General features: G+C 62.0%; 26 protein-coding genes. 19 read left to right on the forward strand and 7 right to left on the reverse strand.

The genetic code is table 11. From position 1 onward, the window contains the following. Nucleotides 1-22: 22 nt before the first annotated feature. The 5 genes from epd (at nt 23) to ACB031_RS20130 (ending at nt 5738) form a co-directional block, all read left to right on the forward strand. On the forward strand, nt 23-1033 hold the full coding sequence (gene epd, locus ACB031_RS20110) for an erythrose-4-phosphate dehydrogenase (protein ID WP_010635047.1): 1011 nt from the start codon (nt 23-25) through the stop codon (nt 1031-1033). Between the two features lie 62 nt (nt 1034-1095). Continuing rightward, complete coding sequence (locus ACB031_RS20115; RefSeq protein ID WP_017764769.1) at nt 1096-2259, forward strand: phosphoglycerate kinase; 1164 nt, start codon at nt 1096-1098, stop codon at nt 2257-2259. Between the two features lie 115 nt (nt 2260-2374). Further along, nucleotides 2375-3454, forward strand: coding sequence for a class II fructose-bisphosphate aldolase (gene fbaA, locus ACB031_RS20120; RefSeq protein ID WP_005309342.1), 1080 nt, complete (start codon nt 2375-2377; stop codon nt 3452-3454). A 221-nt stretch (nt 3455-3675) separates the two neighbouring features. Beyond that, nucleotides 3676-4977: an NAD(P)/FAD-dependent oxidoreductase gene (locus tag ACB031_RS20125; RefSeq protein ID WP_371140127.1), complete on the forward strand. Its 1302-nt coding sequence runs from the start codon at nt 3676-3678 to the stop codon at nt 4975-4977. A gap of 320 nt (nt 4978-5297) precedes the next feature. After that, nucleotides 5298-5738: a hypothetical protein gene (locus ACB031_RS20130; protein WP_371140128.1), complete on the forward strand. Its 441-nt coding sequence runs from the start codon at nt 5298-5300 to the stop codon at nt 5736-5738. 30 nt (nt 5739-5768) lie between these two features. Here ACB031_RS20130 and ACB031_RS20135 read toward each other — a convergent pair whose 3' ends face one another. The 4 genes from ACB031_RS20135 to cutA all read right to left on the reverse strand — a co-directional run bounded on the left by ACB031_RS20135 (nt 5769) and on the right by cutA (nt 8888). Next, nucleotides 5769-6182 carry a hypothetical protein gene (locus tag ACB031_RS20135; protein ID WP_005309347.1) on the reverse strand — a complete coding sequence of 138 codons (414 nt, stop codon included), beginning with the start codon at nt 6180-6182 and terminating at the stop codon, nt 5769-5771. Between the two features lie 78 nt (nt 6183-6260). Then, a complete protein-coding gene (locus tag ACB031_RS20140; protein WP_371140129.1) occupies nt 6261-6794 on the reverse strand; it encodes a GNAT family N-acetyltransferase in 534 nt (177 codons plus the stop codon). Further along, nucleotides 6784-8574, reverse strand: a complete 1791-nt coding sequence (locus ACB031_RS20145) for a protein-disulfide reductase DsbD (protein WP_371140130.1) — start codon at nt 8572-8574, stop codon at nt 6784-6786. The genes ACB031_RS20140 and ACB031_RS20145 overlap by 11 nt, the downstream gene beginning before the upstream one ends. Continuing rightward, nucleotides 8571-8888 carry a divalent-cation tolerance protein CutA gene (gene cutA / locus ACB031_RS20150; protein WP_371140131.1) on the reverse strand — a complete coding sequence of 106 codons (318 nt, stop codon included), beginning with the start codon at nt 8886-8888 and terminating at the stop codon, nt 8571-8573. The genes ACB031_RS20145 and cutA overlap by 4 nt, the downstream gene beginning before the upstream one ends. Nucleotides 8889-9081: 193 nt before the next feature. Here cutA and ACB031_RS20155 point away from each other — a divergent pair, with 193 nt between their 5' ends. Beyond that, nucleotides 9082-9420 (forward strand): hypothetical protein, encoded by a 339-nt coding sequence (locus tag ACB031_RS20155; protein WP_019839856.1) that lies wholly within the window; start codon nt 9082-9084, stop codon nt 9418-9420. Between the two features lie 95 nt (nt 9421-9515). Here the strand turns inward: ACB031_RS20155 and ACB031_RS20160 are convergent, their stop codons facing one another. Then, a complete protein-coding gene (locus ACB031_RS20160; RefSeq protein ID WP_005309357.1) occupies nt 9516-9953 on the reverse strand; it encodes a PACE efflux transporter in 438 nt (145 codons plus the stop codon). A gap of 124 nt (nt 9954-10077) precedes the next feature. On the opposite strand from ACB031_RS20160, the gene ACB031_RS20165 reads away from it, so the two are divergent. Further along, nucleotides 10078-10956 carry a LysR family transcriptional regulator gene (locus ACB031_RS20165; protein ID WP_371140132.1) on the forward strand — a complete coding sequence of 293 codons (879 nt, stop codon included), beginning with the start codon at nt 10078-10080 and terminating at the stop codon, nt 10954-10956. Nucleotides 10957-10974: 18 nt separating this feature from the next. On the opposite strand, the gene ygfZ is transcribed toward ACB031_RS20165, so the two are convergent. Beyond that, nucleotides 10975-11880, reverse strand: a complete 906-nt coding sequence (gene ygfZ / locus ACB031_RS20170) for a tRNA-modifying protein YgfZ (RefSeq protein WP_371140133.1) — start codon at nt 11878-11880, stop codon at nt 10975-10977. Nucleotides 11881-11993: 113 nt separating this feature from the next. On the opposite strand from ygfZ, the gene ACB031_RS20175 reads away from it, so the two are divergent. Both ACB031_RS20175 and ACB031_RS20180 read left to right on the forward strand, forming a co-directional pair. Beyond that, on the forward strand, nt 11994-12263 hold the full coding sequence (locus ACB031_RS20175) for a succinate dehydrogenase assembly factor 2 (protein ID WP_005309363.1): 270 nt from the start codon (nt 11994-11996) through the stop codon (nt 12261-12263). A gap of 19 nt (nt 12264-12282) precedes the next feature. Next, the gene (locus ACB031_RS20180) at nt 12283-12660 is read left to right on the forward strand and encodes a protein YgfX (protein ID WP_017779326.1); all 378 of its coding nucleotides are present in this window, start codon (nt 12283-12285) and stop codon (nt 12658-12660) included. Nucleotides 12661-12853: 193 nt separating this feature from the next. Here ACB031_RS20180 and nadB read toward each other — a convergent pair whose 3' ends face one another. Continuing rightward, nucleotides 12854-14461, reverse strand: coding sequence for an L-aspartate oxidase (nadB, locus tag ACB031_RS20185; RefSeq protein ID WP_017786464.1), 1608 nt, complete (start codon nt 14459-14461; stop codon nt 12854-12856). Between the two features lie 182 nt (nt 14462-14643). Here nadB and rpoE point away from each other — a divergent pair, with 182 nt between their 5' ends. The 10 genes from rpoE to pdxJ all read left to right on the forward strand — a co-directional run bounded on the left by rpoE (nt 14644) and on the right by pdxJ (nt 23478). After that, entirely contained in the window at nt 14644-15225 is a 582-nt protein-coding gene (gene rpoE / locus ACB031_RS20190; RefSeq protein WP_005309371.1) for an RNA polymerase sigma factor RpoE, read from the forward strand. Nucleotides 15226-15247: 22 nt separating this feature from the next. Further along, entirely contained in the window at nt 15248-15847 is a 600-nt protein-coding gene (locus ACB031_RS20195; RefSeq protein ID WP_041203163.1) for an RseA family anti-sigma factor, read from the forward strand. An 18-nt stretch (nt 15848-15865) separates the two neighbouring features. After that, nucleotides 15866-16846 carry a MucB/RseB C-terminal domain-containing protein gene (locus tag ACB031_RS20200; protein ID WP_010635033.1) on the forward strand — a complete coding sequence of 327 codons (981 nt, stop codon included), beginning with the start codon at nt 15866-15868 and terminating at the stop codon, nt 16844-16846. 93 nt (nt 16847-16939) lie between these two features. Beyond that, the gene (locus tag ACB031_RS20205) at nt 16940-17401 is read left to right on the forward strand and encodes a SoxR reducing system RseC family protein (protein ID WP_005309378.1); all 462 of its coding nucleotides are present in this window, start codon (nt 16940-16942) and stop codon (nt 17399-17401) included. A gap of 118 nt (nt 17402-17519) precedes the next feature. Beyond that, the gene (gene lepA, locus ACB031_RS20210) at nt 17520-19313 is read left to right on the forward strand and encodes a translation elongation factor 4 (protein ID WP_005309379.1); all 1794 of its coding nucleotides are present in this window, start codon (nt 17520-17522) and stop codon (nt 19311-19313) included. A 3-nt stretch (nt 19314-19316) separates the two neighbouring features. Further along, complete coding sequence (gene lepB, locus ACB031_RS20215) at nt 19317-20240, forward strand: signal peptidase I (protein WP_005309381.1); 924 nt, start codon at nt 19317-19319, stop codon at nt 20238-20240. Then, entirely contained in the window at nt 20241-20912 is a 672-nt protein-coding gene (gene rnc, locus ACB031_RS20220) for a ribonuclease III (protein WP_371140134.1), read from the forward strand. Nucleotides 20913-20970: 58 nt separating this feature from the next. Further along, entirely contained in the window at nt 20971-21870 is a 900-nt protein-coding gene (gene era / locus ACB031_RS20225; RefSeq protein WP_005309385.1) for a GTPase Era, read from the forward strand. Beyond that, nucleotides 21871-22578 (forward strand): DNA repair protein RecO, encoded by a 708-nt coding sequence (gene recO, locus ACB031_RS20230; RefSeq protein ID WP_017785654.1) that lies wholly within the window; start codon nt 21871-21873, stop codon nt 22576-22578. A gap of 162 nt (nt 22579-22740) precedes the next feature. Next, nucleotides 22741-23478 (forward strand): pyridoxine 5'-phosphate synthase, encoded by a 738-nt coding sequence (gene pdxJ / locus ACB031_RS20235; protein WP_017779321.1) that lies wholly within the window; start codon nt 22741-22743, stop codon nt 23476-23478. Nucleotides 23479-23586 lie beyond the last annotated feature (108 nt).

Consider the following 23586-nt stretch of genomic DNA (forward strand, 5'->3'; position numbering starts at 1 on the left):
ATGCTGAGGACCCGGAATTTTCATGATCAAGATTGCCATCAACGGGTACGGGCGGATCGGCCGCAACGTGCTGCGGGCCCTCTACGAGAGCGGCCGCGACAAGAACATCAAGATAGTGGCCATCAACGAGCTGGCCGCCCCCGAAGCCATGGTGCACCTGACCCGCTTCGACACCAGCCACGGTCGCTTCCACCATCCGGTGCAGCTGGCCGGCAACAGCATGCTGGTGGGGGAGGATCTCATCTCCCTGTTCGCCGAGCGGGATCCGTCGCGGTTGCCGTGGCGGGCGCTGGGGGTGGACGTGGTACTGGATTGCACCGGGGTGTTCGGCTCGCGGGCCGATGCCGAGCTGCATCTGGCGGCGGGGGCGGGCAAGGTGTTGTTCTCCCATCCGGCCGAGGCGGACGTGGACGCCACCATCGTCTACGGGGTCAACCATCAGGTGCTGACGGGGCGCGAGCGGATCGTCTCCAACGCCTCCTGCACCACCAACTGCGTGGTCCCCGTCATCGAAACATTGCATCGAGAATTCGAGATAAATTGTGGTACTATTACGACAATTCATTCGGCCATGCATGATCAGCAAGTCATCGATGCCTACCACAGCGACTTGCGTCGAACCCGCGCTGCCAGCCAGTCCATCATCCCGGTGGATACCAAGCTGGCCAAGGGGTTGGAGCGGATCCTCCCCCACTTCGCCGGCAAGTTCGAGGCGATCGCGGTACGGGTACCGACCATCAATGTAACGGCAATGGATCTCAGTATTACTGTTCGTAAAAAAGTGACGGTTACTGACGTAAATCAAGCCCTGCAACGGGCATCCAGAGGTACATTAAGCGGTATTCTGGATTACACGGAAGAGCCACTGGTCTCCGTAGACTTTAATCATGATGCTCACTCCTGCATCATTGATGGTACCCAGACCCGGGTCAGCGATGCCAACCTCGTCAAGATGTTGATGTGGTGTGATAACGAATGGGGCTTCGCCAACCGCATGCTGGATACCACCCGGGCCATGATGGCCGCAGGCTGAGAGCCTGCACCGGGCGCAAGGTTACTGTTTTTAACATTACCTGAAAATATAGAGGACTGAATATGTCTGTTATCAAGATGACTGACCTGGATCTGGCGGGCAAACGCGTTCTGATCCGTGCTGACCTGAACGTGCCGGTAAAAGACGGCAAGGTCACCTCCGATGCACGTATCGTGGCGACTCTGCCGACCATCAAGCTGGCTCTGGAAAAGGGCGCCAAGCTGATGATCACCTCCCACCTGGGTCGTCCGACCGAGGGTGAATACAACGAAGAATTCTCCCTGGCTCCGGTTGTCAACTATCTGAAAGACGCACTGTCCTGCCCGGTTCGTCTGGCCAAAGACTACCTGGATGGCGTAGAAGTCGCCGCCGGTGAGCTGGTTGTGCTGGAAAACTGCCGCTTCAACAAAGGCGAGAAGAAGAACACCGAAGAGCTGGCCAAAAAATACGCCGCCCTGTGTGACGTCTTTGTAATGGATGCGTTCGGTACTGCTCACCGCGCCGAAGGCTCCACCTACGGTGTGGCCCAGTTCGCACCGGTCGCCTGTGCCGGCCCGCTGCTGGCTGGTGAACTGGAAGCCCTGGGCAAAGCCATGCTGAAGCCCGAGCGCCCGATGGTTGCCATCGTTGGCGGCTCCAAGGTCTCCACCAAGCTGACCGTACTGGAATCCCTCTCCAAGATCGCTGACCAGCTGGTGGTTGGTGGTGGCATCGCCAACACCTTCATCGCCGCTGCCGGTCACAACGTCGGCAAATCTCTGTGCGAGCACGACCTGATCGACACCGCCAAGAAACTGGCTGCCGAAACCAATATACCGGTGACCACCGACGTGGTTGTGGGTGCCGAGTTCTCCGAGTCTACCCCGGCCACCATCAAGTCCGTCTCTGACGTGACCGACGGCGACATGATCTTCGACATCGGCCCTGACTCTGCCAAGGCCCTGGCCGACATCATCATGAACGCCAAGACCATCCTGTGGAACGGTCCGGTCGGCGTGTTCGAGTTCGACCAGTTCGCCAAGGGTACCGAAGTGATCGCTCGTGCCATCGCTGAATCCCCGGCCTTCTCCATCGCTGGCGGTGGTGACACCCTGGCCGCCATCGACAAGTTCGGCATCGCCGACAAGGTCTCCTACATCTCCACCGGCGGCGGCGCCTTCCTGGAGTTCGTGGAAGGCAAGGTACTGCCGGCTGTTGCGATTCTGGAACAGCGCGCCAAAGCCTAATTGACCCGAGACGGGGGGCAAAAGCCTCCCGTTTCGTTTATCATGTGGCCGCTGTGCCGGTTCATGATGAACCCCCCATTTTTTATTAACGGCATACGAGACAGGACGATTAAACATGTCTAAGAAAATTTTCGACTTCGTAAAACCGGGCGTGATCACTGGTGATGACGTTCAGAAAGTGTTCGCCATCGCGAAAGAGAACGGCTTCGCTCTGCCGGCAGTCAACTGCGTCGGTACCGACTCCGTGAACGCCGTGCTGGAAGCTGCCGCCAAGGTGAAAGCGCCGGTTATCGTTCAGTTCTCCAACGGTGGTGCTGCATTCACCGCTGGTAAGGGTCTGAAGCTGGAAGGTCAGCAGGCTGCCATCATCGGTGCCATCTCCGGTGCCAAGCACGTGCACGCCGTTGCCGAAGCTTATGGTGTACCGGTCATCCTGCACACCGACCACGCTGCCAAGAAGCTGCTGCCGTGGATCGACGGTCTGCTGGAAGCGGGCGAGAAGCACTTCGCTGAAACCGGCAAGCCGCTGTTCTCCTCCCACATGCTGGATCTGTCCGAAGAGTCTCTGGAAGAGAACATCGACATCTGCTGCGAGTACCTGACCCGCATGGCCAAGATGAACATGACTCTGGAACTGGAACTGGGTTGCACCGGCGGCGAAGAAGACGGCGTCGACAACAGCCACATGGATCAGTCCGCTCTGTACACCCAGCCGGAAGACGTGGCCTACGCCTACGAGCGTCTGTCCAAGATCAGCCCGCGCTTCACCATCGCTGCCTCCTTCGGCAACGTGCACGGTGTCTACAAGCCGGGTAACGTCAAGCTGACCCCGTCCATCCTGGACGCTTCCCAGAAGTACGTGTCCGAGAAGTTCGGCATCCCTGCCAAGTCTCTGGACTTCGTATTCCACGGTGGCTCAGGTTCCACTCTGGAAGAGATCCGCGAGTCCATCTCCTACGGCGTAGTGAAGATGAACATCGACACCGACACCCAGTGGGCGACCTGGGAAGGCATCCTGGACTTCTACAAGACCAACGAAGCCTACCTGCAAGGTCAGCTGGGCAACCCGGAAGGCGCCGACAAGCCGAACAAGAAGTTCTACGATCCGCGCGTATGGCTGCGTGCCGGTCAGACTTCCATGATCAAGCGTCTGGAACAGGCTTTCTCCGACCTGAACGCCATCAACGTACTGTAATTCGTTACAGCACCTTGATTGCATGAAAAGGCGCCCTGTGGGGCGCCTTTTGCATGAGTGCGGATCGCGATGGGCGGTCGGCTCGTGACAAGGCGTCCTTTGGGACGCCTTTTGCATTTCTGTGATCCCGGCGGGCTGGATTGGCGGCGGGGGCCTGCGTATTATCGATGACAGGCCGTTTATTTTAGTAAACGCAACGGGACCAGGGCAGGATGCTGAACATGCAGGGAAAGCACAACACACATCAGGAACACGTGGCCTCCTATTACGCGGCCACCCGCAATGACAATCAGCAGTGGCCCGAGCTCAGCGGGGAGTGCAATGCCGAGGTCTGCATCATAGGCGGCGGCTTCACCGGTCTCAATACCGCCATCAATCTGGCCGAGGCGGGCTACAAGGTGGTGCTGCTGGAAGCCAACCGTATCGGCTGGGGCGCCTCCGGGCGCAACGGCGGTCAGCTCATTCGCGGTATCGGCCACGACACCAGCCAGTTCGCCCGCTGGATTGGTGAAGAGGGCGTGCGCGAGCTCGACCTGATGGGGCTGGCGGCGGTCGAGCTGGTGCGCGAGCGAGTCGAGCGCTTCAATATCGACTGCGACCTGCGCTGGGGCTACTGCGATCTGGCCACCCGTCAGCGCCATCTGGCCGGGTTTGCAGAGGAGGCGGCGCACCTGGCTAGCCTCGGCTACCGGCACGAGCTGAAACTGGTGGCGCGCGAAGATATGCATACAGTGGTGGGATCAGATCGCTACATCGGCGGCATGATCGACATGGGCTCCGGCCACCTGCACCCCCTCAACCTGGCGCTGGGTGAAGCACGCGCGGCAGCCAGCCTGGGAGTGGCGCTGTTTGAGCACTCCAGAGTGGTGCACATCGACTATGGCGATCGGTTGCAGGTCACCACGGCCCATGGCCGGGTCAGCGCCGACTACCTGGTGATCGGCTGCAACGCCTATCTCAACGACCTCAGCCCCGAGCTGGGGGGCAAGGTGCTGCCGGCGGGCTCCTACATCCTCGCCACCGAGGTGCTGGATAAACGGCTGCGCCAGCGGTTGCTGCCGCAAAACATGGCGGTGTGCGATCAGAACGTGGCGCTCGACTACTACCGCCTCTCCGCCGACGGCCGCCTGCTGTTTGGCGGGGCCTGCAACTACTCGGGACGGGATCCTCGCGACATCAAGGCCTTCATGCTGCCCAAGCTGCTGCGGGTGTTTCCCGAGCTGGCGGAGACCGCCATCGAGTTCCAGTGGGGCGGCATGATAGGCATAGGGGCCAACCGGCTGCCCCAGATCGGCCGCCTGGCGGATCATCCCAACGTCTTCTATGCCCAGGCCTATTCCGGCCACGGCCTCAACGCTACCCACATGGCGGGCAAGCTGGTAGCGGAGGCGATCAGGGGGGAGAGCCGGGGGCTGGATCTGTTTGGCCGCGTGCCGCACATGACCTTCCCCGGCGGCCCGGCGCTGCGTTCGCCCTTGCTGGCGCTCGGCATGCTCTGGTATCGCTTCAAGGATCTGTTCTAAGCGAGTCAGGGCTTGCCACGGCTCGGCAAGCGGTTGCCGCCCCGTTTGCCGGCCAGCCGGATTTATCCTGCCGTTGCCTCGCTTTATAGTCGGAGTTGTCAAAAATCCATCGTGCGCCAATTTCTTGTGCTGATCAGAGGAACACACCGGATTGGCGCGGGGTTTGCCATCTGTGAACGGGGTTCGAGCCGCTGAGGATCAGCGGCGGCCCCGCTCAGGAGATCAGGACAATGACAACAAACGTAACAGCCGCGGGAAGCGTCGGCTCGCTGGCGCAACTGTTGGCAACGCGCAGCGGCGAACGGCAGGAGAGACCAGAGATGCCGCTCCCGCCACCCCCCGGTGCGAGCAACAAGATGGAGCAGGATCTCAAGTCGGTGCTGGCCGAGCTGGGCCTGTCGGGCAAGAGCGAGGAAGAGAGCGGTGAGAGTACCGCCGCCAGCGGTGGTTCACTCGATTCCTTCATGGCGAGCCTGATGGATGCCCTGCACGCTCAGCAGGAGGGGAGCAAGGCCATCGCCACTGGCAGCAGTGAAAATCCCATGAAGCTGGACCTGCAGAGCCTGCTGGGTCAGCTGGATGGGGAAGGGGAGCCTGGCAGCGAGGTGAGCGCCCTGCAGAGTCAATTCTCCAGCCTGCTGGAGAGCAGCGGCAACAGCGGTAGCGGGGTGACTCTGAAGGATCTGTTGTCGGCCTTTGCCAGCAAGATCCCGAGCGACGCACCCGACCGGAAGGGTTATATGGTGGATACCCAGGCCTGAGTCGGCCCGGGTTGCCTGGCCGGGGCCGCGTCAGTGAGCGGGCTCGGCCAGACGCCAGCCCTGCTCGGTCTTCATCATCCACACCTCGGCCTGCTGGGGCAGCACCTGGCCCGCCTCGAACTCGCCGTACTTGCGCTCCAGCTCCATCAGCCCCATCTCCTGCTGGAAGGGGCCGACCCTGTCATAGACCAGATCCTCGTCCTGCAGTACCTGCAACTGCTCCAGTCCCCGCTTGAAGTGGAGCTGGTAGCTCACCTTGACCAGATAGACCCCCTCCATGCGCTCTTCTTTATCGAGGATGGCGAAGTCGCTGATCTCGAACAGATTGGCGTCGGTGTCGGCCTGCAGTTTGGCGGTGACCTGGGTCCGGATTGCCTCTTCACCTGGACCTGCGTAACAGCCATAGAGCCAGAGGGCCAGCAGGGGGATGAACCACTTTTTCATCAAAACTCCGGACGAACGAGACGGGAAAGGGCAAATTTTGCCATGCTGCCGACCATATACAAGGGATTGCCAGAAAAATCAGTCAGTAAGGGGCGAGAGGGAGGGGGCGCGCCCGGAAGGGGCTGGGTCGATGGCACACTCCAGCACGATAGCCTCGGCCCGGTAGCCGGCCAGCTCGCGGCGATAGCACTCGGTGAACCCTCGGCGCTGCCAGAAGGACAAGGCGACCTCATTGCTGGCAATGACCGACAGGCGCAGCCGGGTTGCGCCCCAGGCGCGAGCCAGCGTGCAGGCGTGTAGATAGAGCGCCTGACCGCGGCCGGCCCCCTGCCAGGGCTCGCCTACCAGCAGCAGCCCCAGATAGGCGGTGGTGGGCTCGGGATAGCCGCGCAGCAGATCGAGCACGGCGGTGAGCTCCCCCGCCTCCCAGCACCCGATCACCTGTTTGGCAGAGAAGGGCAGCGTCGGCGGACAGGCCGTGAGAGCCTCCTCTGCCGCCTGGGCGCAGAGCGGCGCGTGACTTATCGCCGCCTGATAGGCTGGAGCCAGTTCGAACAGCCGCTGCAGGGCGGGCGCATCGCTTGCCTGCAGCTGACGCAGCTCAGTTGGCATCGCCAATCCTGTCCAGCTGGCCGAGGAACTCGGCGGGCCCCATAAAGCCGGTGACCCGCTGGCCGCTCACCTCGTTGCCGGCGCGGTCGAAGAAGATCAGGGTCGGCAGCCCCAGCACGTTGAGGCCGTTGAGCAGCGCCACATCGGCATCGTCGTTGGCGGTGACGTCCGCCTGCAGCAGCACCATCTGGCCGAAGCGCTCGCGCACGGCTGGGTCGCTGAAGGTCTTGTGTTCAAACTCCTTGCAGGCCACGCACCAGTCGGCATAGAGATCGAGCAGCACCGGCTTTCCGCGGGCGGCGGCCAGCTGGGTCTTGAGATCATCCAGGGTCTTGATGCGGATGAAGGCCGGCGCCTCGGTCTGAGCGGCAGTGCTGGCACCCTGGGGTGGCAGCAGCAGATCCTTGCCCACCACCACGGCGCTGATCATCGCCAGCAGCAGCACGAAACCGCGCAGGCTGCGCCCCACCGAATGTTGCTGGTGCTGGTTGTGATGGTAGAGGTAGGCGCACAGCAGCAACCCCCAGCCGAGCCAGGCCAGGGTGGCGACCTGATCGCTCCACAGCCTGGAGAGCAGCAGGATGGGCACCGCCAGCAGCGCAAACCCGAACAGCTGCTTGATCACGTCCATCCAGGCGCCCGCCTTGGGCAGCAGCTTGCCGCCCGAGGTGCCGAGCAGCAGCAGCGGCAGCCCCATGCCGAGCGACAGGGCGTAGAGGGCCGCGCCGCCGAGCCAGAGATCGCCGCTCTGGGCCACGTAGATGAGGGCGCCGGAGAGGGGGGCCGTGGTGCAGGGGGAGCAGACCAGGCCGGAGATCATCCCCATGATGCCGACCCCGAGCACGGAGCCGCCCTGCTGGCGGTTGGAGAGACCGGAGAGTCGGGTCTGCAGGCCGCTCGGCAGTTGCAGGGTGTAGAGCCCGAACATAGAGAGGGCCAGCAGCACGAACATCACCGAGAGCCCGATCAGCACATAGGGGTGCTGCAGCGCGGCCTGGAATTTCAAGCCTGCCGACGCCACCACCAGCCCGAGCAGGGTGTAGGTGACCGCCATCCCCTGCACGTAGACGAAGGAGAGCAGGAAGGCGCGGCGGGTGGAGAGGCGATGGCCGGCCCCGGCGATGATCCCGGTCAGGATGGGATACATGGGGAAGACGCAGGGGGTGAAGGCGAGGCCGAGCCCCAGTGCGAAGAAGGCGGCGACGCTGAGCCAGAAACCCTGGCTGCCGAGGGCGGCCGCCAGCTGATCCTGCTGGCTGCTGGCCGGGGCCGGCGTGGGCGCATCGACCTGGTCATGTGGCGGCTCAGCGACGAGGGGCTCGACGGCGATCCGCTTGTCGGTCGGGGGATAGCAGAGGCCATCGGTACAGCCCTGATAGCTGATCTTGAGGCTGGCCTGCTGGCCCGCCTCGGTCAGGGTGACGGGGATCTGCACCTCCCGGTAATAGACCTGGGTCTTGCCGAAGAAGTCGTCTTCATGATCGGTGCCGGCGGGCAGCACCGGCTCCTCGAAGGTGAGGTTCTCGCCCTGGAAGCTGAAGCGGTGGCGGTAGAGGTAGTAGTCGTCGGCGATGCGCAGGCGCAGCAGCAGCCGGTTGCCCTGCTGTTCGCTCTCGAGGACGAACGCCTCGTCCACCTTCAGGAATTTGGGCTGGGCACTGGCCTCGATGCCGAGGGCACTCAGCAGATCCGTGCTGCTGGCCCGGGCCGGCAGCGAGCCCAGGCTGGCCAGCAGGGCGCAGAGCAACAACAGAGGAAAGAGCAGGCGAGACGGTGTCATGAGGTTTCCTGTTTTATCCAGTCGAGATAGGGCTGGTGGCCCCGGCTTGTCGGCAGCGCCAGGATCTCCGGCACCTCATAGGGGTGATGAGCAAGAATGCACTGGCGCAGCGGCTCGAACAGGGCGGCGTGCGACTTGATGATGAGCTGGATCTCCGTGGCCCGCTCGATCCGGCCCTGCCAGCGATAGACGGAGGTGAGGCCGGGCAGCTGGTTGATGCAGGCCGCCAGTCGCCGATCGAGCAGTTGTTCGCAGATGAGGTCGGCACTGGCCTCATCCGGGCAGGTGCAAAGCACCAGAATGGCGTCAGTCATGGTGAAATTTCTCGTCCGTACCGGGCGGCAAGGCGCCCGCAAACCAGTGGCTACTATACCTAGCGACGGGTCAAATAGCATCTGGCGCACTTTGCGGCTGCGACATGAAAATAAGTGGGGGGCATGAGATAGACGCTGTCAGAGCGACAAGGCAGAATGAGCGGGCTTGTTCCCATTCGACGTAAGGAAATGTATGACCCAACAGAATGAGCAGCAGAGAAACCGCATGTTGAGCCTGTTGCGCGAAGGTGAGCGCCGTATGTTGGTGCAACTGGCCGGTCTGCTGCGTACCAGTGCCGATGAAATCAATGCCGAGCTGGAAAAAGAGGAGTTGCTGGAGACCCTGGAGCAACCGGTCACGGTGGAGTATCTCAACGGCGTGGTGCAACACCATCTGTTCGAGCGCCTGCACAAGGGTGACATGGTGGCGGCCCAGCGTCTGCTGACCCAGTACCAGAGCGACCTTGAGGCCATGCTGACCCAGGAGGCCGAGGCAGAGGCCCAGACCGAAGAGCTGAAGGCACAAGCCTGAAGGCCGCGGCAGGCCCGCCGGGCTTGTCCTCCCCCAGCACCATCATGCCTCTTGCATGATGGTGCCTCGTTTTTCCCACCGTTTTTTGCCGTCGTTCAACCCAGTGCGTTCTGCTGCCACTGACCCGGGATCGGGTACACCTTGTCGTAGCTCCAGTTGTAGACGAAGGCGTAGACCAGATAGAAGGTCACGAAGCCGATATTGAGCGCCAGCGCCGCCAGCAGGGCGAGATCCAGCCACCAGGCGATGACCGGCAGGGTGAGCGCCATGAAGCCCCCTTCAAAGCCGAACGCATGGACCACGCGCTGCCACAAGGTCTTGTGCGGGTGACCCTGGTACTTGAGCAGCAGCTTGTCGAAGCCGATGTTGTAGACATAGTTCCAGACGGTGGCCAGTACCGAGAACAGGACGGCCAGCGGCCCCATGTGGCTGAGCTCGATGCCTGTGATCCAGCTGGCCAGGGGGGCTGCGATGAGCAGACCTATCACTTCAAAGCCGATGGCGTGGCGGATACGGTCATTGCGGGTACGCATAAATTCCTCTCTTTAAACAGCTATGTTGACTGACTGGTTGGCAATCTATCCCTATTTGTTGATAGTTTCACGTTGGTATCCATCGCTAAAATAGATGGATGACCGTATTTGCAGGAGCAGGACGATGAACCCATCGCTGGAACAACTCAGGGTATTGCTGGCCGCCGCGCAGGCAGGCTCCTTCTCGGCGGCCGCGCGCCAGCTGGGCAAGGCGCAATCGGTAGTCAGTACCGCCATCGCCAATCTGGAGATAGATCTGGGGCTGGAGCTGTTCGATCGCAGTGGGCGCTATCCGGTGCTGACCGAGGCGGGCGTGCGCATCAGCCAGGAGGCCGGTATCTTGCTGGCCCAGAGCGCGCGCTTGCAGGCCATCGCCGGCGAGTTGGCCAGCGGCGTCGAGTCGCGCCTGACCCTGGCCATCGATGATGACTCCCACCTGCCCTGGCTCGGCGCCGTGCTGGAGGAGTTCGCCACCCACTACCCGACGGTTGAGCTGGAGCTGCTGTTTCCGCTGATGGAGGATCTCACCGAGATGCTGATCAGCGGCCGCGCCCAGCTTGGCATCAGCTATCAGAAGGAGCACCCGCAGCAGGAGATCGTGGCCCGCTCGCTGGGAGGCGTCGCCATGCCGCTGGTGGTCTCCCCCGAACATCCGCTGGCCCACAAGGCGCCGCTGCGGGAGAGCGATCTGCAGGGGGCTCGCCAGCTGCTGGTGACAGGGCGACGGGAGGGGACGGAGCGCCATCGCTTTCGCCTGTCGGCGCAGGTGTGGTGGGTGGAGGGGGATCTCGGGATCCTGGAGCTGGTGAAATTGGGGCTGGGGTGGGCGGCAGTGCCCGATTTTCTGCTGCACCGGCCGCTGGCCCGGGGCGAGGTGGTGGTGCTCAAGCCGGACTTCATCACCCAGCCCGAGCTGGCGCTGGAGCTGCAGTGGCATCGCGCCCGCCCGCTCGGGCTGGCGGGGCTCTGGCTGAAGGAGGCTCTGCTGGCACGGGTGCGCTAGCAGGGCGCTTGGCTTCGCTTACTCGGTCAGCTGATAGGGGAGGGGCTGCAGGGTCAGGCTTGAGCCCTCTTCCTGCTTGAGCCGGAAGCGGGCGTCGGCCTCGGTGTCCTTGGGCAGCACGGCGGTGAGCCACAGCTCGCCATCCTGCTGCCAGGCGTTGAGCACCATGCCGCTGCGGCGCCAGTTGTCACCGAGCTGGATCTCCAGGGTGTCGCCGCTGGCAACCGGGGTAGTGGCGGTGCCGCTCAGCACGAACAGAGCGCGGTTGTTGGCGCCGCGATACTTGGCGCGGGCCACCGTCTCCTGCCCCATGTAGCAGCCCTTGGTGAAATTGATGCCATCGAGCGCCTGCAGGTTGAGCATCTGGGGAATGTACTCACCCTGATGAACCGCCTCCAGATGGGGGATGCCGGCCTTGATCTCCAGTCCCCACCAGAGCGACTCGGGGCCGCTGGGCAGGGCCAGCGCCAGCGGCTGTTCGCTGACCAGCAGCCAGCGATCGGCTTCGATCCGCACCGCCATGCCACCCTCAATGAGGCCGCTCTCCTGCAGGTCGTATTGCCCCGCGATCCAGCCATCGGTCCCCTGACCGGCCACGCCGACCGCCTGGCCGTGATTTTCGCTGATCTCGACCTTGGCAAAGATCGCGAACTTCTTGAGCTCGGGCAGCTGGCGAGCCAGCACCGACGGCTTGGTCAGCATCAGCAGGCGATCGCTCAGGCAGAGCAGGCGAAAATCGCTCCACAGCTTGCCCTTGGGATCGCAGTGGCCGCCCAGGGTGTGCTGGCCCGGCTGCAGGGCGTTGACGTCACAGGTGACCTGACCCTGCAGGTATTTGGCGCGATCCGGGCCGCTCAGGCTGGTGATGGCCAGATCGGTCAGAGGGAACAGGGTTGGCTCGGCAGGAAGGATTGGCAGGCTCACGATGGCATTCCAGAGACAGAAAGTATGTGACCTGCATGGTAAAGACGTAAGGAATGTTTGTCAGCCGGAAAATCCAGCTGGTACCATCGCCGGGTCTTTGTAAGGAGAGTTCCATGTTGAGCCCAATTGAAAAATCCCGCCTGAAGTGGGCCTGCCGCCGTGGCATGCTCGAGCTGGATGTGATCTTTATGCCCTTCTTCGAGCACGAGTTCGATGGCTTGAGCGAGGCCGATCAGCAGACCTTTATCCGCCTGCTGGAGTGCGAGGATCCGGAGCTGTTCCGCTGGAGCATGGGCCACGGCGTGCCGGAAGACCCCGCCTTCGCCGCCATGATCCCGCTGATCCTGGAACGCAATCAGGCCCGTCACGATCGCCAGCGCTGATCCATCCGTACGGGTGTCGATGCCCGTCACCGTCTCCAGACAGCAGCGTCTGCTGCTGTTGTCGCTGTTTCTGCTGATCCTGTGGCCGCTGGCCGCCCTGATCCACGGCTGGCAGTGGGCACTGTTGCTACCCTGCTGGGGTCTGGGGTTGTGGCGAGCCTGGCTCGACACGAGCCGGATGACCGGCGTGCTGGAGTGGGACGGGCAGTGGCTCAGCTGGCAGGGCAACCGTTATCAGCTGGGGGCGGGTAGCCGCATCTGGCCCGGGGTACTCTGGCTGCAGCTGGTAGCGTTGGAGCGTCCCGCCAGCCGGCTCTGGCTGTTCAGCGATGCGCTGGCACCGGCCCACTACCGCACGCTGGCTCGCGCCATCCACTTCTCCCAGCCGACCCGCTAGCCTCTCTTCCCCATAAAACAGATGACCCCGCCGGAGCGAGGTCATCTTGGTGTTACTGCTTGTTGCTTGCGGCAGAGGTTAGTCCCGCTCCGGCGTCAGCACGGTCGGCTTGGAGTCCGGCTGCATGTCCGGATAGTCCGGGTTGCAGCAGTGCAGGCCGCGGGACCTTCAGGCTCATTGCTGAGCGAAAAGATCAATCCCGCTCCGGTGTCAGCACGGTCGGCTTGGAGTCAGGCTGCATGTCCGGGTAGTCCAGGTTGTAGTGCAGGCCGCGCGACTCCTTGCGCTGCAGGGCGCAGTTGACGATGAGCTCGGCCACCTGCAGCAGGTTGCGCAGCTCCAGCAGGTTGTTGGAGACCCGGAAATTGGCGTAGTACTCCTGCACCTCCTGCTTGAGCAGGTCGATGCGGCGCTTGGCGCGGGCCAGACGTTTGTTGGTACGCACTATCCCCACGTAGTCCCACATCATCAGCCGCAGCTCGTGCCAGTTGTGCTGAATCACCACCAGTTCATCCGAATCTTCCACCTTGCTTTCGTCCCACACCGGCAGACGGGGCGGCTCCACGCTCATCGGTAGCTTGGCCAGGATGTCGGCCCCCGCCTGATGGGCATAGACCACGCATTCGAGCAGGGAGTTGGAGGCCATCCGGTTGGCACCATGCAGCCCAGTGTAGGTCACCTCGCCGATGGCGTAGAGGCCGGGAATGTCGGTCTGGCCGTTGTTGTCGATCATCACGCCACCGCAGGTGTAGTGGGCGGCAGGGACGATGGGCATCGCCTCCTTGGTGATGTCGATGCCGACCGCGAGGCAGCGCTCATGGATGGTGGGAAAGTGCTTGATGATGAAATCGGCTGGCTTGTGGCTGATGTCCAGATACATGCAGTCGGCACCGAGCCGCTTCATCTCGTGGTCGATGGCGCGGGCGACTATGTCCCGCGGGGCCAGCTCGGCCCGCTCGTCGAAGTCGGGCATGAAGCGGCTGCCGTCGGGGCGACGTAGGTAAGCCCCCTCGCCGCGCAGGGCTTCGGTCAGCAGGAAGTTGGGGTCATCGGGGTGGAACAGGCTGGTGGGGTGGAACTGGTTGAACTCCAGGTTCGCCACCCGGCAGCCGGCGCGCCACGCCATGGCGATGCCGTCACCGGAGCTGACGTCCGGGTTGGAGGTGTACTGGTACACCTTGGAGGCACCACCGGTGGCCAGCGCCACGAAACGGGCGCGGATCACCTCGACCTGCTCGGCGTTGCGGTTCCAGACATAGGCGCCCAGTACCCGGTTGCCCGGCAGACCCAGCTTGCGGGTGGTAATAAGGTCGACCGCGTTGAAGCGCTCCATCAGCTGGATGTTGGGGTGAGCCCGCACCTGGTCGATCAGGGTGAGCTGCACCGCCTTGCCGGTGGCATCCGCCGCGTGGAAGATGCGGCGATGGCTGTGGCCCCCTTCGCGGGTCAGGTGATAGTGGGATTCGCCCTCGGCGTCCTCCTCCTGATCGAAGGGGACCCCCTGCTGGATCAGCCACTGGATGGAGTCGCGGGCGTTGCGGGCGGTGAACTCCACCACGGCCGGGTCACACAACCCGGCCCCGGCGTTGAGCGTGTCGCTCACGTGGGATTCGATGCTGTCGGTCTCGTCGAACACGGCAGCGATGCCTCCTTGCGCATAGAAAGTGGCCCCTTCACTGATGGGCCCCTTGCTCAGAACCAGGACTTTGGCCTGGTCTGCCAATCGCAACGCGAGAGACAAACCGGCGGCACCGCTGCCAATGATCAGTACGTCGCAAAGGTATTCAACACTTGCTTTCATAAGTATCATTGGCCTGGATTAAGAACTGGCACCATGGTAGCCCAAGCGAGGGTGGTGATGCAGCCTGCGTCACATTTTTTTCAATGCAAGCGAACTTTCCCTGATTCCTCCTGTCTGAACTTGTGCGCTTAGGAAGGGCCGGAAAAGAAAAACGATAACCTGATGGGGGTTTTACGGCTCTGATGAGCGACCAGAATCTACTGGACGAACAGCTGGTTGAACGGGTCCAGCGTGGCGATAAAAATGCATTCAACCTGTTGGTAAAAAAATACCAGCACAAGGTGGTCAACCTGGTGGCCAGGTATGTCAACAATCCGGGCGATGTACCGGATGTGGCGCAGGAGGCTTTCATCAAGGCTTACCGCGCGCTGCCGACATTCCGTGGCGAGAGCGCCTTTTACACCTGGTTGTACCGGATTGCCGTGAACACGGCCAAGAATTATCTGACCTCTCAGGGGCGCAGGCCGCCCAGCAGTGACGTAGAGGCGGAAGAGGCAGAATACTATGGCGGTGGCGAAGCCTTGCAAGAGGTGGCCACCCCGGAAAACCTGACGCTGACCGACGAGATCAAGCGCACCGTGTTTTCTGCCATAGAAGCTTTGCCGGAAGACTTGAGGACAGCTATCACCCTTCGCGAACTGGAAGGGCTGAGCTACGAAGAGATTGCCGAAATCATGGATTGTCCGGTGGGTACGGTGAGATCCCGCATCTTCCGGGCGAGGGAAGCAATCGATAAAAAGCTGCAACCTCTGATCGAGAATTAACTGGGGAAAGACAGGTTAACTTATGGCAAATAAAGAGCAACTCTCGGCCCTGATGGACGGTGACTTGAGCGATGTTGAGGTTCTGAACGAGCTGGGAACGGATCCGGCTCTGCAAGAGACCTGGTCTCGTTACCACCTGATTGGTGATGCCATGCGGGGGGACCTGCCGGTCAATCTGCAACTGGATCTGAGCGACAGCATCATGGCTGCGCTGGAAGATGAACCCACCATACTGGCGCCCAAGCCGGTGGAGAGCAAACCTGCCGCACCGCAGCCGGGTACCGCCAAGACCGCCACGATAGTGCCGTTCCTGCGCCGTGCCGGCCAGCAGGTAGGGCAATACGCCATCGCCGCCTCGGTCGCTGCCGCCGTCATCTTCGGGGTGCAGCAGTATCAGGGGCAGGATGGTGTGCCGACCAACCCGGTACTCAACACTATCCCCGTTGGTGGCAGTGCCTCGCCGGTGAGCGTGCACTATCCGCAGGACGGCAATCGTGCGACCCAGCGTCAGCAGGGGTTGAGCGAACAGCAGATGCAGGAGCAGCGCGAGCGCATCAACGCTTTCCTGCGCGACCACCAGTTGCAACAGCGTCTGCTGCAAGACAAGCAGATTCAGGAATAACGGATTAGGGATCAGAACGTGCGCCAGTCCAGCCGTATTTTGCTGGCCTCTCTCCTGTTGATCAGTGCCAAGGCCTCGGCCGACGACAAGTCGGCCGAGGCCTTGTTGCAGCAGATGCAGAGTGCCGTCTCGCAACAGAATTTCGAATTGTCCATGGTCAAGGCCCGGCAGGGGCGACTCGAGCCTATCCGCTTCAGCCACGGCGTGATCGATGGCAAGGAGGTGGCTCACCTCAGCTACCTCGATGGCAAGACCATCGAGTACCTGCAGCGCCAGGACGAGTACACCTTTTTTGAAAATACCCATGAACCCTACACCCTCAAGGGGGCGCGTTTCCCCGGGGTATGGGCCACCCTGGTGAGAATGCCGTTGCCGCGGGTGCTGGAGAGCTATGATCCTGTGCTGGCCGGCCGCAGCCGGGCTGCCGGGCTGGTGGCACAGGTGGTGCGGCTGGTGCCCAAGGAGGCCGACAAGTACGGCTTCGTGCTCTGGATTGACGAGCAGAGCAGCCTGTTGCTGCGGGTGGACATGGTGGATCGGGAAGGAAATCTGGTGGAGCAGGTGTTGGGGGTGGATCTGGATCGGCTCCCTGCGCCGGCTCCCTGGCTGGTGAAGCTGGCCAGCAGCAAGTTGCCCCAGGCGCTGGCGCTGGAAGATGCCTATCCGGCGCCGCAGCAGCAGCTGAACTGGCACCTCACCTGGCTGCCTGAAGGCTTCAAGGTGCTCTCCCGGGATCGTCACCAGCTGGTGACTACCAGTCTGCCGGTGGATTACATGATGCTCTCCGACGGGCTGGTGGATCTCTCGGTCTATGTGGCCCGGGTCGATCCCAAGCAGGCGGTGCGCCAGCAGCTGATCCGCCAGGGCGCCACCTCGCTGGTGAGCTTCGTCAATGACGTGGGGGTCGAGATAACCGTGGTCGGGGAAGTGCCGGCCGACACCGCCAAGCGGATTGCCGAATCGGTGCAGCCGCTGGCCCGCAACGAGGCCGTACAGTAAGCCGTCAGACGCGGCTGCTTGCCCAAGGCCGACAGTCGTGTTCAGATTGGGTCAATCTATCTTTCGTTATTGTGGAACCGTCTTGTGAGTGGAATGAGCGAAGAGCTGGCGACCGTGGTGGCCATTGATGGAGAACATGCCTGGGTGGAGTGCGAACGACGCTCCGCCTGCAGCGGTTGTCATCAACAGTCCAACTGCGGCACCGGCACGGTGGCCAAGGCGTTTCCATTGAAAGCGCAGCGACTGCGGGTGGCGCTCACCGCCGAGGTGAGCGTCGGCCAGCAGGTGAGGCTCGGCATTCCCCAGGCGAGCATCCTGCAGGGGGCCGCACTGGTCTATGTGCTGCCACTGTTCTGTCTGCTGGCGGGTGCCCTGCTGGGGCAACTCTGGCTGGCCCCCCTGCTCTCTGCGGGGGAGGGGGTCACCATCCTCTGCTGCCTGCTGGGGGGCCTCGTCGGTTTTTCACTGGTTCGTTACTTTTCCAACCGGCTCGATCAGGGGGCCTATGGTCCCCGCATGCTGGGTGTGGTCCTGCCCACCCGCCACCTCTCCTGACCGTGCAGGCCGCTATTTCTGGTGCTTCGTCGACTAAAGATTGGCCGTCGACCGGGTTATCCAGTAAAATCCTGCCTCCATATCCGGCCCTAACCTAATTTTGAGTGATTCTTGCTCGATGAAACACATTCGTAACTTTTCGATTATTGCGCACATCGACCACGGTAAATCGACCCTGTCGGACCGTCTGATCCAGACTTGTGGCGGCCTGTCCGACCGCGAGATGCAGGCTCAGGTGCTTGACTCCATGGAACTGGAGCGCGAGCGCGGCATTACCATCAAAGCACAGAGTGTGACCCTGAACTACCAGGCACAAGACGGTAACACCTACCAGCTGAACTTTATCGACACCCCGGGCCACGTGGACTTCTCCTACGAGGTCTCCCGCTCGTTGGCGGCCTGTGAAGGGGCTCTGCTGGTGGTGGATGCCGGCCAGGGGGTTGAGGCACAGACTCTGGCCAACTGCTATACCGCCATGGAAATGGACCTGGAAGTGGTGCCGGTGCTGAACAAGATCGACCTGCCGGCCGCCGAGCCAGAGCGGGTTGCCGAAGAGATCGAGGACATCGTCGGCATCGACGCGGTCGACGCGGTGCGCTGCTCCGCCAAGACCGGCCTCGGTGTCGATCTGGTGCTGGAAGAGATCGTGGCCAAGATCCCGTCTCCGGAAGGGGATCCGGATGCCCCGCTGCAGGCGCTGATCATCGACTCCTGGTTCGATTCCTATCTGGGCGTCGTCTCTCTGGTGCGGATCAAGAACGGTTCGCTCAAGAAGAACGACAAGATCAAGGTGATGAGCACCGGCCAGACCTGGGGCGTCGATCGCATCGGGATCTTCACGCCCAAGCAGGTGGATACCGACGGTCTGGGCTGCGGCGAGGTAGGTTGGGTCGTCTGCGGCATCAAGGACATCCACGGCGCACCGGTGGGCGATACCCTGACCCTGGCCAAACACGGTGCCGAGAAGGCGCTGGCCGGCTTCAAGAAGGTGAAGCCGCAGGTCTATGCTGGTCTGTTCCCCATCTCCAGCGATGACTACGAGTCCTTCCGCGATGCACTGGAGAAGCTGTCGCTCAACGACGCCTCCCTGTTCTACGAGCCGGAGAGTTCCACCGCACTGGGCTTTGGCTTCCGTTGCGGCTTCCTCGGCATGCTGCACATGGAGATCATCCAGGAGCGGCTGGAGCGTGAGTACGATCTGGATCTGATCACCACGGCGCCGACCGTGGTCTACCAGATCGAGCAGACCGACGGTACCACCATCCACATCGACAGCCCGGCCCAGATGCCCGCCATCACCAGCATCAAGGAGATGCGTGAGCCGATCGCCGAGTGTCACATCCTGCTGCCGCAGGAGTACATGGGTAACGTGATCACCCTCTGTATCGAGAAGCGTGGCGTGCAGACCAACATGGTCTACCACGGCAAGCAGGTGGCACTGACCTACGAGATCCCGATGGCGGAAGTGGTGCTCGATTTCTTCGACCGCCTCAAATCCACCAGCCGCGGTTACGCCTCGCTGGATTACGGCTTCAAGCGTTTCGAAACCTCCGACATGGTCCGTCTGGACATCATGATCAACGGCGAGCGGGTCGACGCCCTGGCCATCATCACCCACAAGGAGAACGCCCAGTACCGCGGTCGCCAGGTGGTGGAGAAGATGCGCGAGCTGATCCCGCGCCAGATGTTCGATATCGCCATCCAGGCTGCCATCGGCAACCAGATCATCGCTCGCAGCACCGTCAAGGCCCTGCGCAAGGACGTGACCGCCAAGTGTTACGGTGGTGACGTGAGTCGTAAGAAGAAGCTGCTGAACAAGCAGAAAGAAGGCAAGAAACGGATGAAGTCTCTGGGCCGTGTCGACGTGCCGCAGGAAGCCTTCCTCGCAATTCTCCACGTCGGAAAGGATTAATAGATGGCAAGCACGTTTTCCCTGATCCTGGTGGTGGTCTGCGCGATCACCGGTGTTATCTGGTGTCTGGACAAGATGATCTGGTCCAAGCAGCGGGCCGCCAAGATTGCCGTGGCCCGTGCCCACGGCGGCGCCCATCTGGACGAGAAAACCCTGGCCAAGGTGGCCCCCGTGCCGGTCTGGATCGAACAGACCGCCGGGGTCTTCCCGGTCATCACCCTCGTACTGATCCTGCGCTCCTTCATCTTCGAACCGTTCCAGATCCCGTCTGGTTCCATGATGCCCACCCTGCTGGTGGGCGATTTCATCCTGGTGGAGAAGTTTGCCTACGGCCTCAAGGATCCGGTGACCAACACCAAGTTCCTCGAGACCGGTGAACCCAAGCGCGGCGACGTGGTGGTGTTCAAGTATCCGCTGGATACCCGGGTGGACTACATCAAGCGCGTAGTCGGCATGCCGGGGGATCGGGTCATCTATCGCAACAAGGAGCTGATGATCCGGCCCAAGTGCGAGGAGCAGGAAGGGAAAACGTGCCCGGGCTTCCAGAAGCTCGACGTCAAGTTTGAACAAAGGGGTGAATTTACCCAGATGGGGATCCCGCTTGACCGCTATACCGAGCAGCTGGGCGAGGTGTCTCACGAGACCCTGCGCAACCCGCTGATGCCCGATATGGTCGGCCGTTACTACCGCCAGCCCGGCACCTACCCCGACGAGTGGGTCGTACCGGAAGGTCAGTACTTCGTCATGGGCGACAACCGTGACAACAGTACCGACAGCCGTTTCTGGGGCTTCGTGCCCGAGCAGAACCTGGTGGGCAAGGCGGTCGCTATCTGGATAAGTTTTGAATTCGAGCGCGAAGAAGGCTCCCTGCTGCCGAGCTGGGTACCGACAGGGGTGCGCTTCAACCGCATTGGCGGAATCAAGTAAATGAATATCAAGATGAACAGACTGCAGTCCCGTCTCGGGCATGTCTTTCAGGATCAAGAACTGCTGACCCGGGCGCTGACTCACCGCAGCGCCGGCTCCCGTCACAACGAGCGACTGGAATTTCTGGGTGACTCCATTTTGAGTCTGGTGATTGCCGACGATCTGTTCCACCGCTTCCCGCAGGCGGCGGAAGGGGATCTCAGCCGGATGCGCGCCACCCTGGTACGCGAGAAGACCCTGGCCGAACTGGGCCGGGAGTTCGACCTCGGGGATCACCTGATCCTGGGGCCGGGAGAGCTGAAAAGCGGCGGTTTTCGCCGTGAATCCATTCTGGCCGACACGGTCGAGGCGGTGATCGGCGCCGTCTATCTGGATACCAATCTTGAGACGGTACGGACCCTGCTGCTGGGCTGGTACGCCAGCCGCCTGGACGAGATCAAGCCGGGCATAGAGCAGAAGGATCCCAAGACCCGTCTGCAAGAAATTCTGCAGGGAAGCCGCAAATCCCTGCCGACCTATACAGTGACCAACGTCAAGGGCGAAGCCCACAACCAGGAGTTCACCGTCCAGTGTGAGGTGGAAGGCCTGGATGGTCCGCTGGTCGGGGTCGGCACCAGCCGTCGCAAGGCCGAACAGGCCGCGGCGCAGCAAGCATTGGAAAGACTGTCATGACTGCTATTGATGCAAGAGGCCGCGGTCTTTCAACACAACAGGCATTGGAAAAACTGTCATGACAGATAGCACTTATTGCGGCTTTGTCGCCATCGTGGGCCGCCCCAACGTGGGCAAGTCCACCCTGCTCAACAAGCTGCTTGGCCAGAAGGTCAGCATCACCTCGAAGAAGCCCCAGACTACCCGTCACCGGATCCTGGGGATCGACACCGAGGAGAACTATCAGACCATCTACGTGGATACCCCGGGTCTGCACATTGAAGAGAAACGGGCCATCAACCGCCTGATGAACCGCGCCGCCACCAGTTCGCTGGGGGACGTGGCCATGGTGGTGTTCGTGGTCGACGGCACCCACTGGACCAAGGACGACGAGATGGTGCTGGGCAAACTGCGCAATCTCAAGTGTCCAGTGGTGCTGGCGGTCAACAAGATCGACAACGTCAAAGAGAAAGAGGATCTGCTGCCCCACCTGGAGTGGCTGGGCCAGCAGATGAACTTTTCCCATATCCTGCCCATCAGTGCCGAGAAGGGCACCAACGTGGAGAAGATCCGCGAGTGGGCCAAGGATCTGCTGCCGGAAAACGTCCACTTCTTCCCGGAAGATTACGTGACCGACCGCTCCTCCCGCTTCATGGCCTCCGAAATCATCCGCGAGAAGCTGATGCGCTTCACCGGTGAGGAGCTGCCCTACTCGGTGACGGTGGAGATCGAGCGCTTCAAGGTGGAAGAGAACGGTCTCTACCACATCCACGGCCTGATCCTGGTGGAGCGCGAAGGCCAGAAGAAGATGGTCATCGGCAATAAGGGCGAGAAGATCAAGACCATCGGCACCGAGGCCCGCATCGACATGGAACGGCTGTTCCAGAACAAGGTGCACCTCGAGCTGTGGGTCAAGGTCAAGTCCGGCTGGGCCGACGACGAGCGCGCCCTGCGCAGTCTCGGCTATGGCGACGACTGATTGCTGACCCCGGCTTTCGTCATCCACAGTCGGCCCTATCGGGAGACCAGCCAGCTGGTCGAGGTTTTCACCCAGGATAGTGGCCGTTTTACCCTGGTGGCTCGCGGTTCTCGCGGGCCACGCTCGCCTCTGAAGGGGCTGTTGCAACCCTTTACCCTGCTCACCATCGCCTGGCGTGGCAAGGGGGATCTCAAGAATCTCATCCAGGTCGAGTGCCCGGATCACTCCCTGCGCCTCGGTGGCGATCGCCTCTTCTACGGCCTCTATCTCAACGAGCTGGTCTACTACCTGCTGGAGGCGCACACCCCCTTCCCCGAGGTGTTCGATGCCTATGCCCGCGCCATCATGGCGCTGGCCGATGGCGAGACGCCGGAGCTGCCGCTGCGTCGCTTCGAGTTCCTGCTGTTGCAGGCGCTGGGCTATGCGGTGGACTTCGAGTACACGGCGGATGACGAGTCGCCAATTGAACCAACCCTGCTCTACGGCTTCGAGCGGGAGTTGGGCTTTGTCGCTTGCGAGCGGGCGCCGGATCCCCGTACCCTGTTTCTCGGCGCCCACCTGCTGGCCTTTGCCGAGGGGCGCTTTGATACTCCCCCCCTGTTGCAGGCGGCCAAGCGTTTCAGCCGGCTGGCGCTGCAACCCTATCTGGGACGGCGTCAGTTGAAGAGCCGGGAGTTGTTTTTAAAACGCCGTAATAGCTTGGGTTAACCGCCCTGCGGCGTTACCCAACACGGCAAGAATGTTACCTAGGTCCGATTACGCTGCGCTAATCGAACCTACGAGCTGCCACACACGTGACATACGGATATCGGCGCTGGCGTCAAGGCGCCAGCTGCACAGTTAACAGTGAAGAGCTTCAAGGAGTCGTCAATGAGCGAAATCTATCTGGGTGTGAACATCGATCATATCGCCACCCTGCGCAATGCCCGGGGCACCCAGTATCCGGATCCGGTACAGGCCGCCTTCGTGGCCGAGCAGGCCGGTGCCGATGGCATCACGGTGCACCTGCGGGAAGATCGCCGCCACATCACCGACCGTGACGTGGAGATCCTGCGCCAGACCATCCAGACCAGGATGAACCTGGAGATGGCGGTGACCGAGGAGATGGTCGGCATCGCCTGCCGTATCAAGCCTCACTTTGTCTGCCTGGTGCCGGAGAAGCGCACCGAGGTGACCACCGAGGGGGGCCTGGACGTGGCCGGCCAGCTGGACAAGGTGACCGATGCGGTGACCCGTCTGGCCGCCGTCGGCGCCCAGGTGTCGCTCTTCATTGATGCCGACCCCATCCAGATCGATGCGGCCGCCGCGAGCGGTGCACCCTTCATCGAGATCCACACCGGTCGCTACGCCGATGCCACCACGGATGCCGAACGCAACGCCGAGTTCAAGCGCATCGCCGCCGGTGCCTCCTATGCCGCCGGCAAGGGCTTGAAGGTCAACGCCGGTCACGGCCTGCACTACCACAACGTCAAGGCCATCGCCGCCATCCCCGAACTCTATGAGCTCAACATCGGCCACGCCATCATCGGCCGCGCCGCCTTCGACGGCCTGGCCAAGGCGGTCAGCGACATGCGCTTGCTGATGCAGGAAGCCCGTCAGGGGATCTGAGCTGTCGGCAGGGGCTGGGCCCCGCCACACGAAGAGAAAAGGGACGCCACGGCGTCCCTTTTTGTTGCGGCATGATGGAAAGGTTGGTGACAGCCAGATTTGCACTGC

Source organism: Aeromonas sp. S8(2024) (assembly GCF_041403085.1).
In the GTDB taxonomy this organism is placed as follows: domain Bacteria; phylum Pseudomonadota; class Gammaproteobacteria; order Enterobacterales; family Aeromonadaceae; genus Aeromonas; species Aeromonas dhakensis.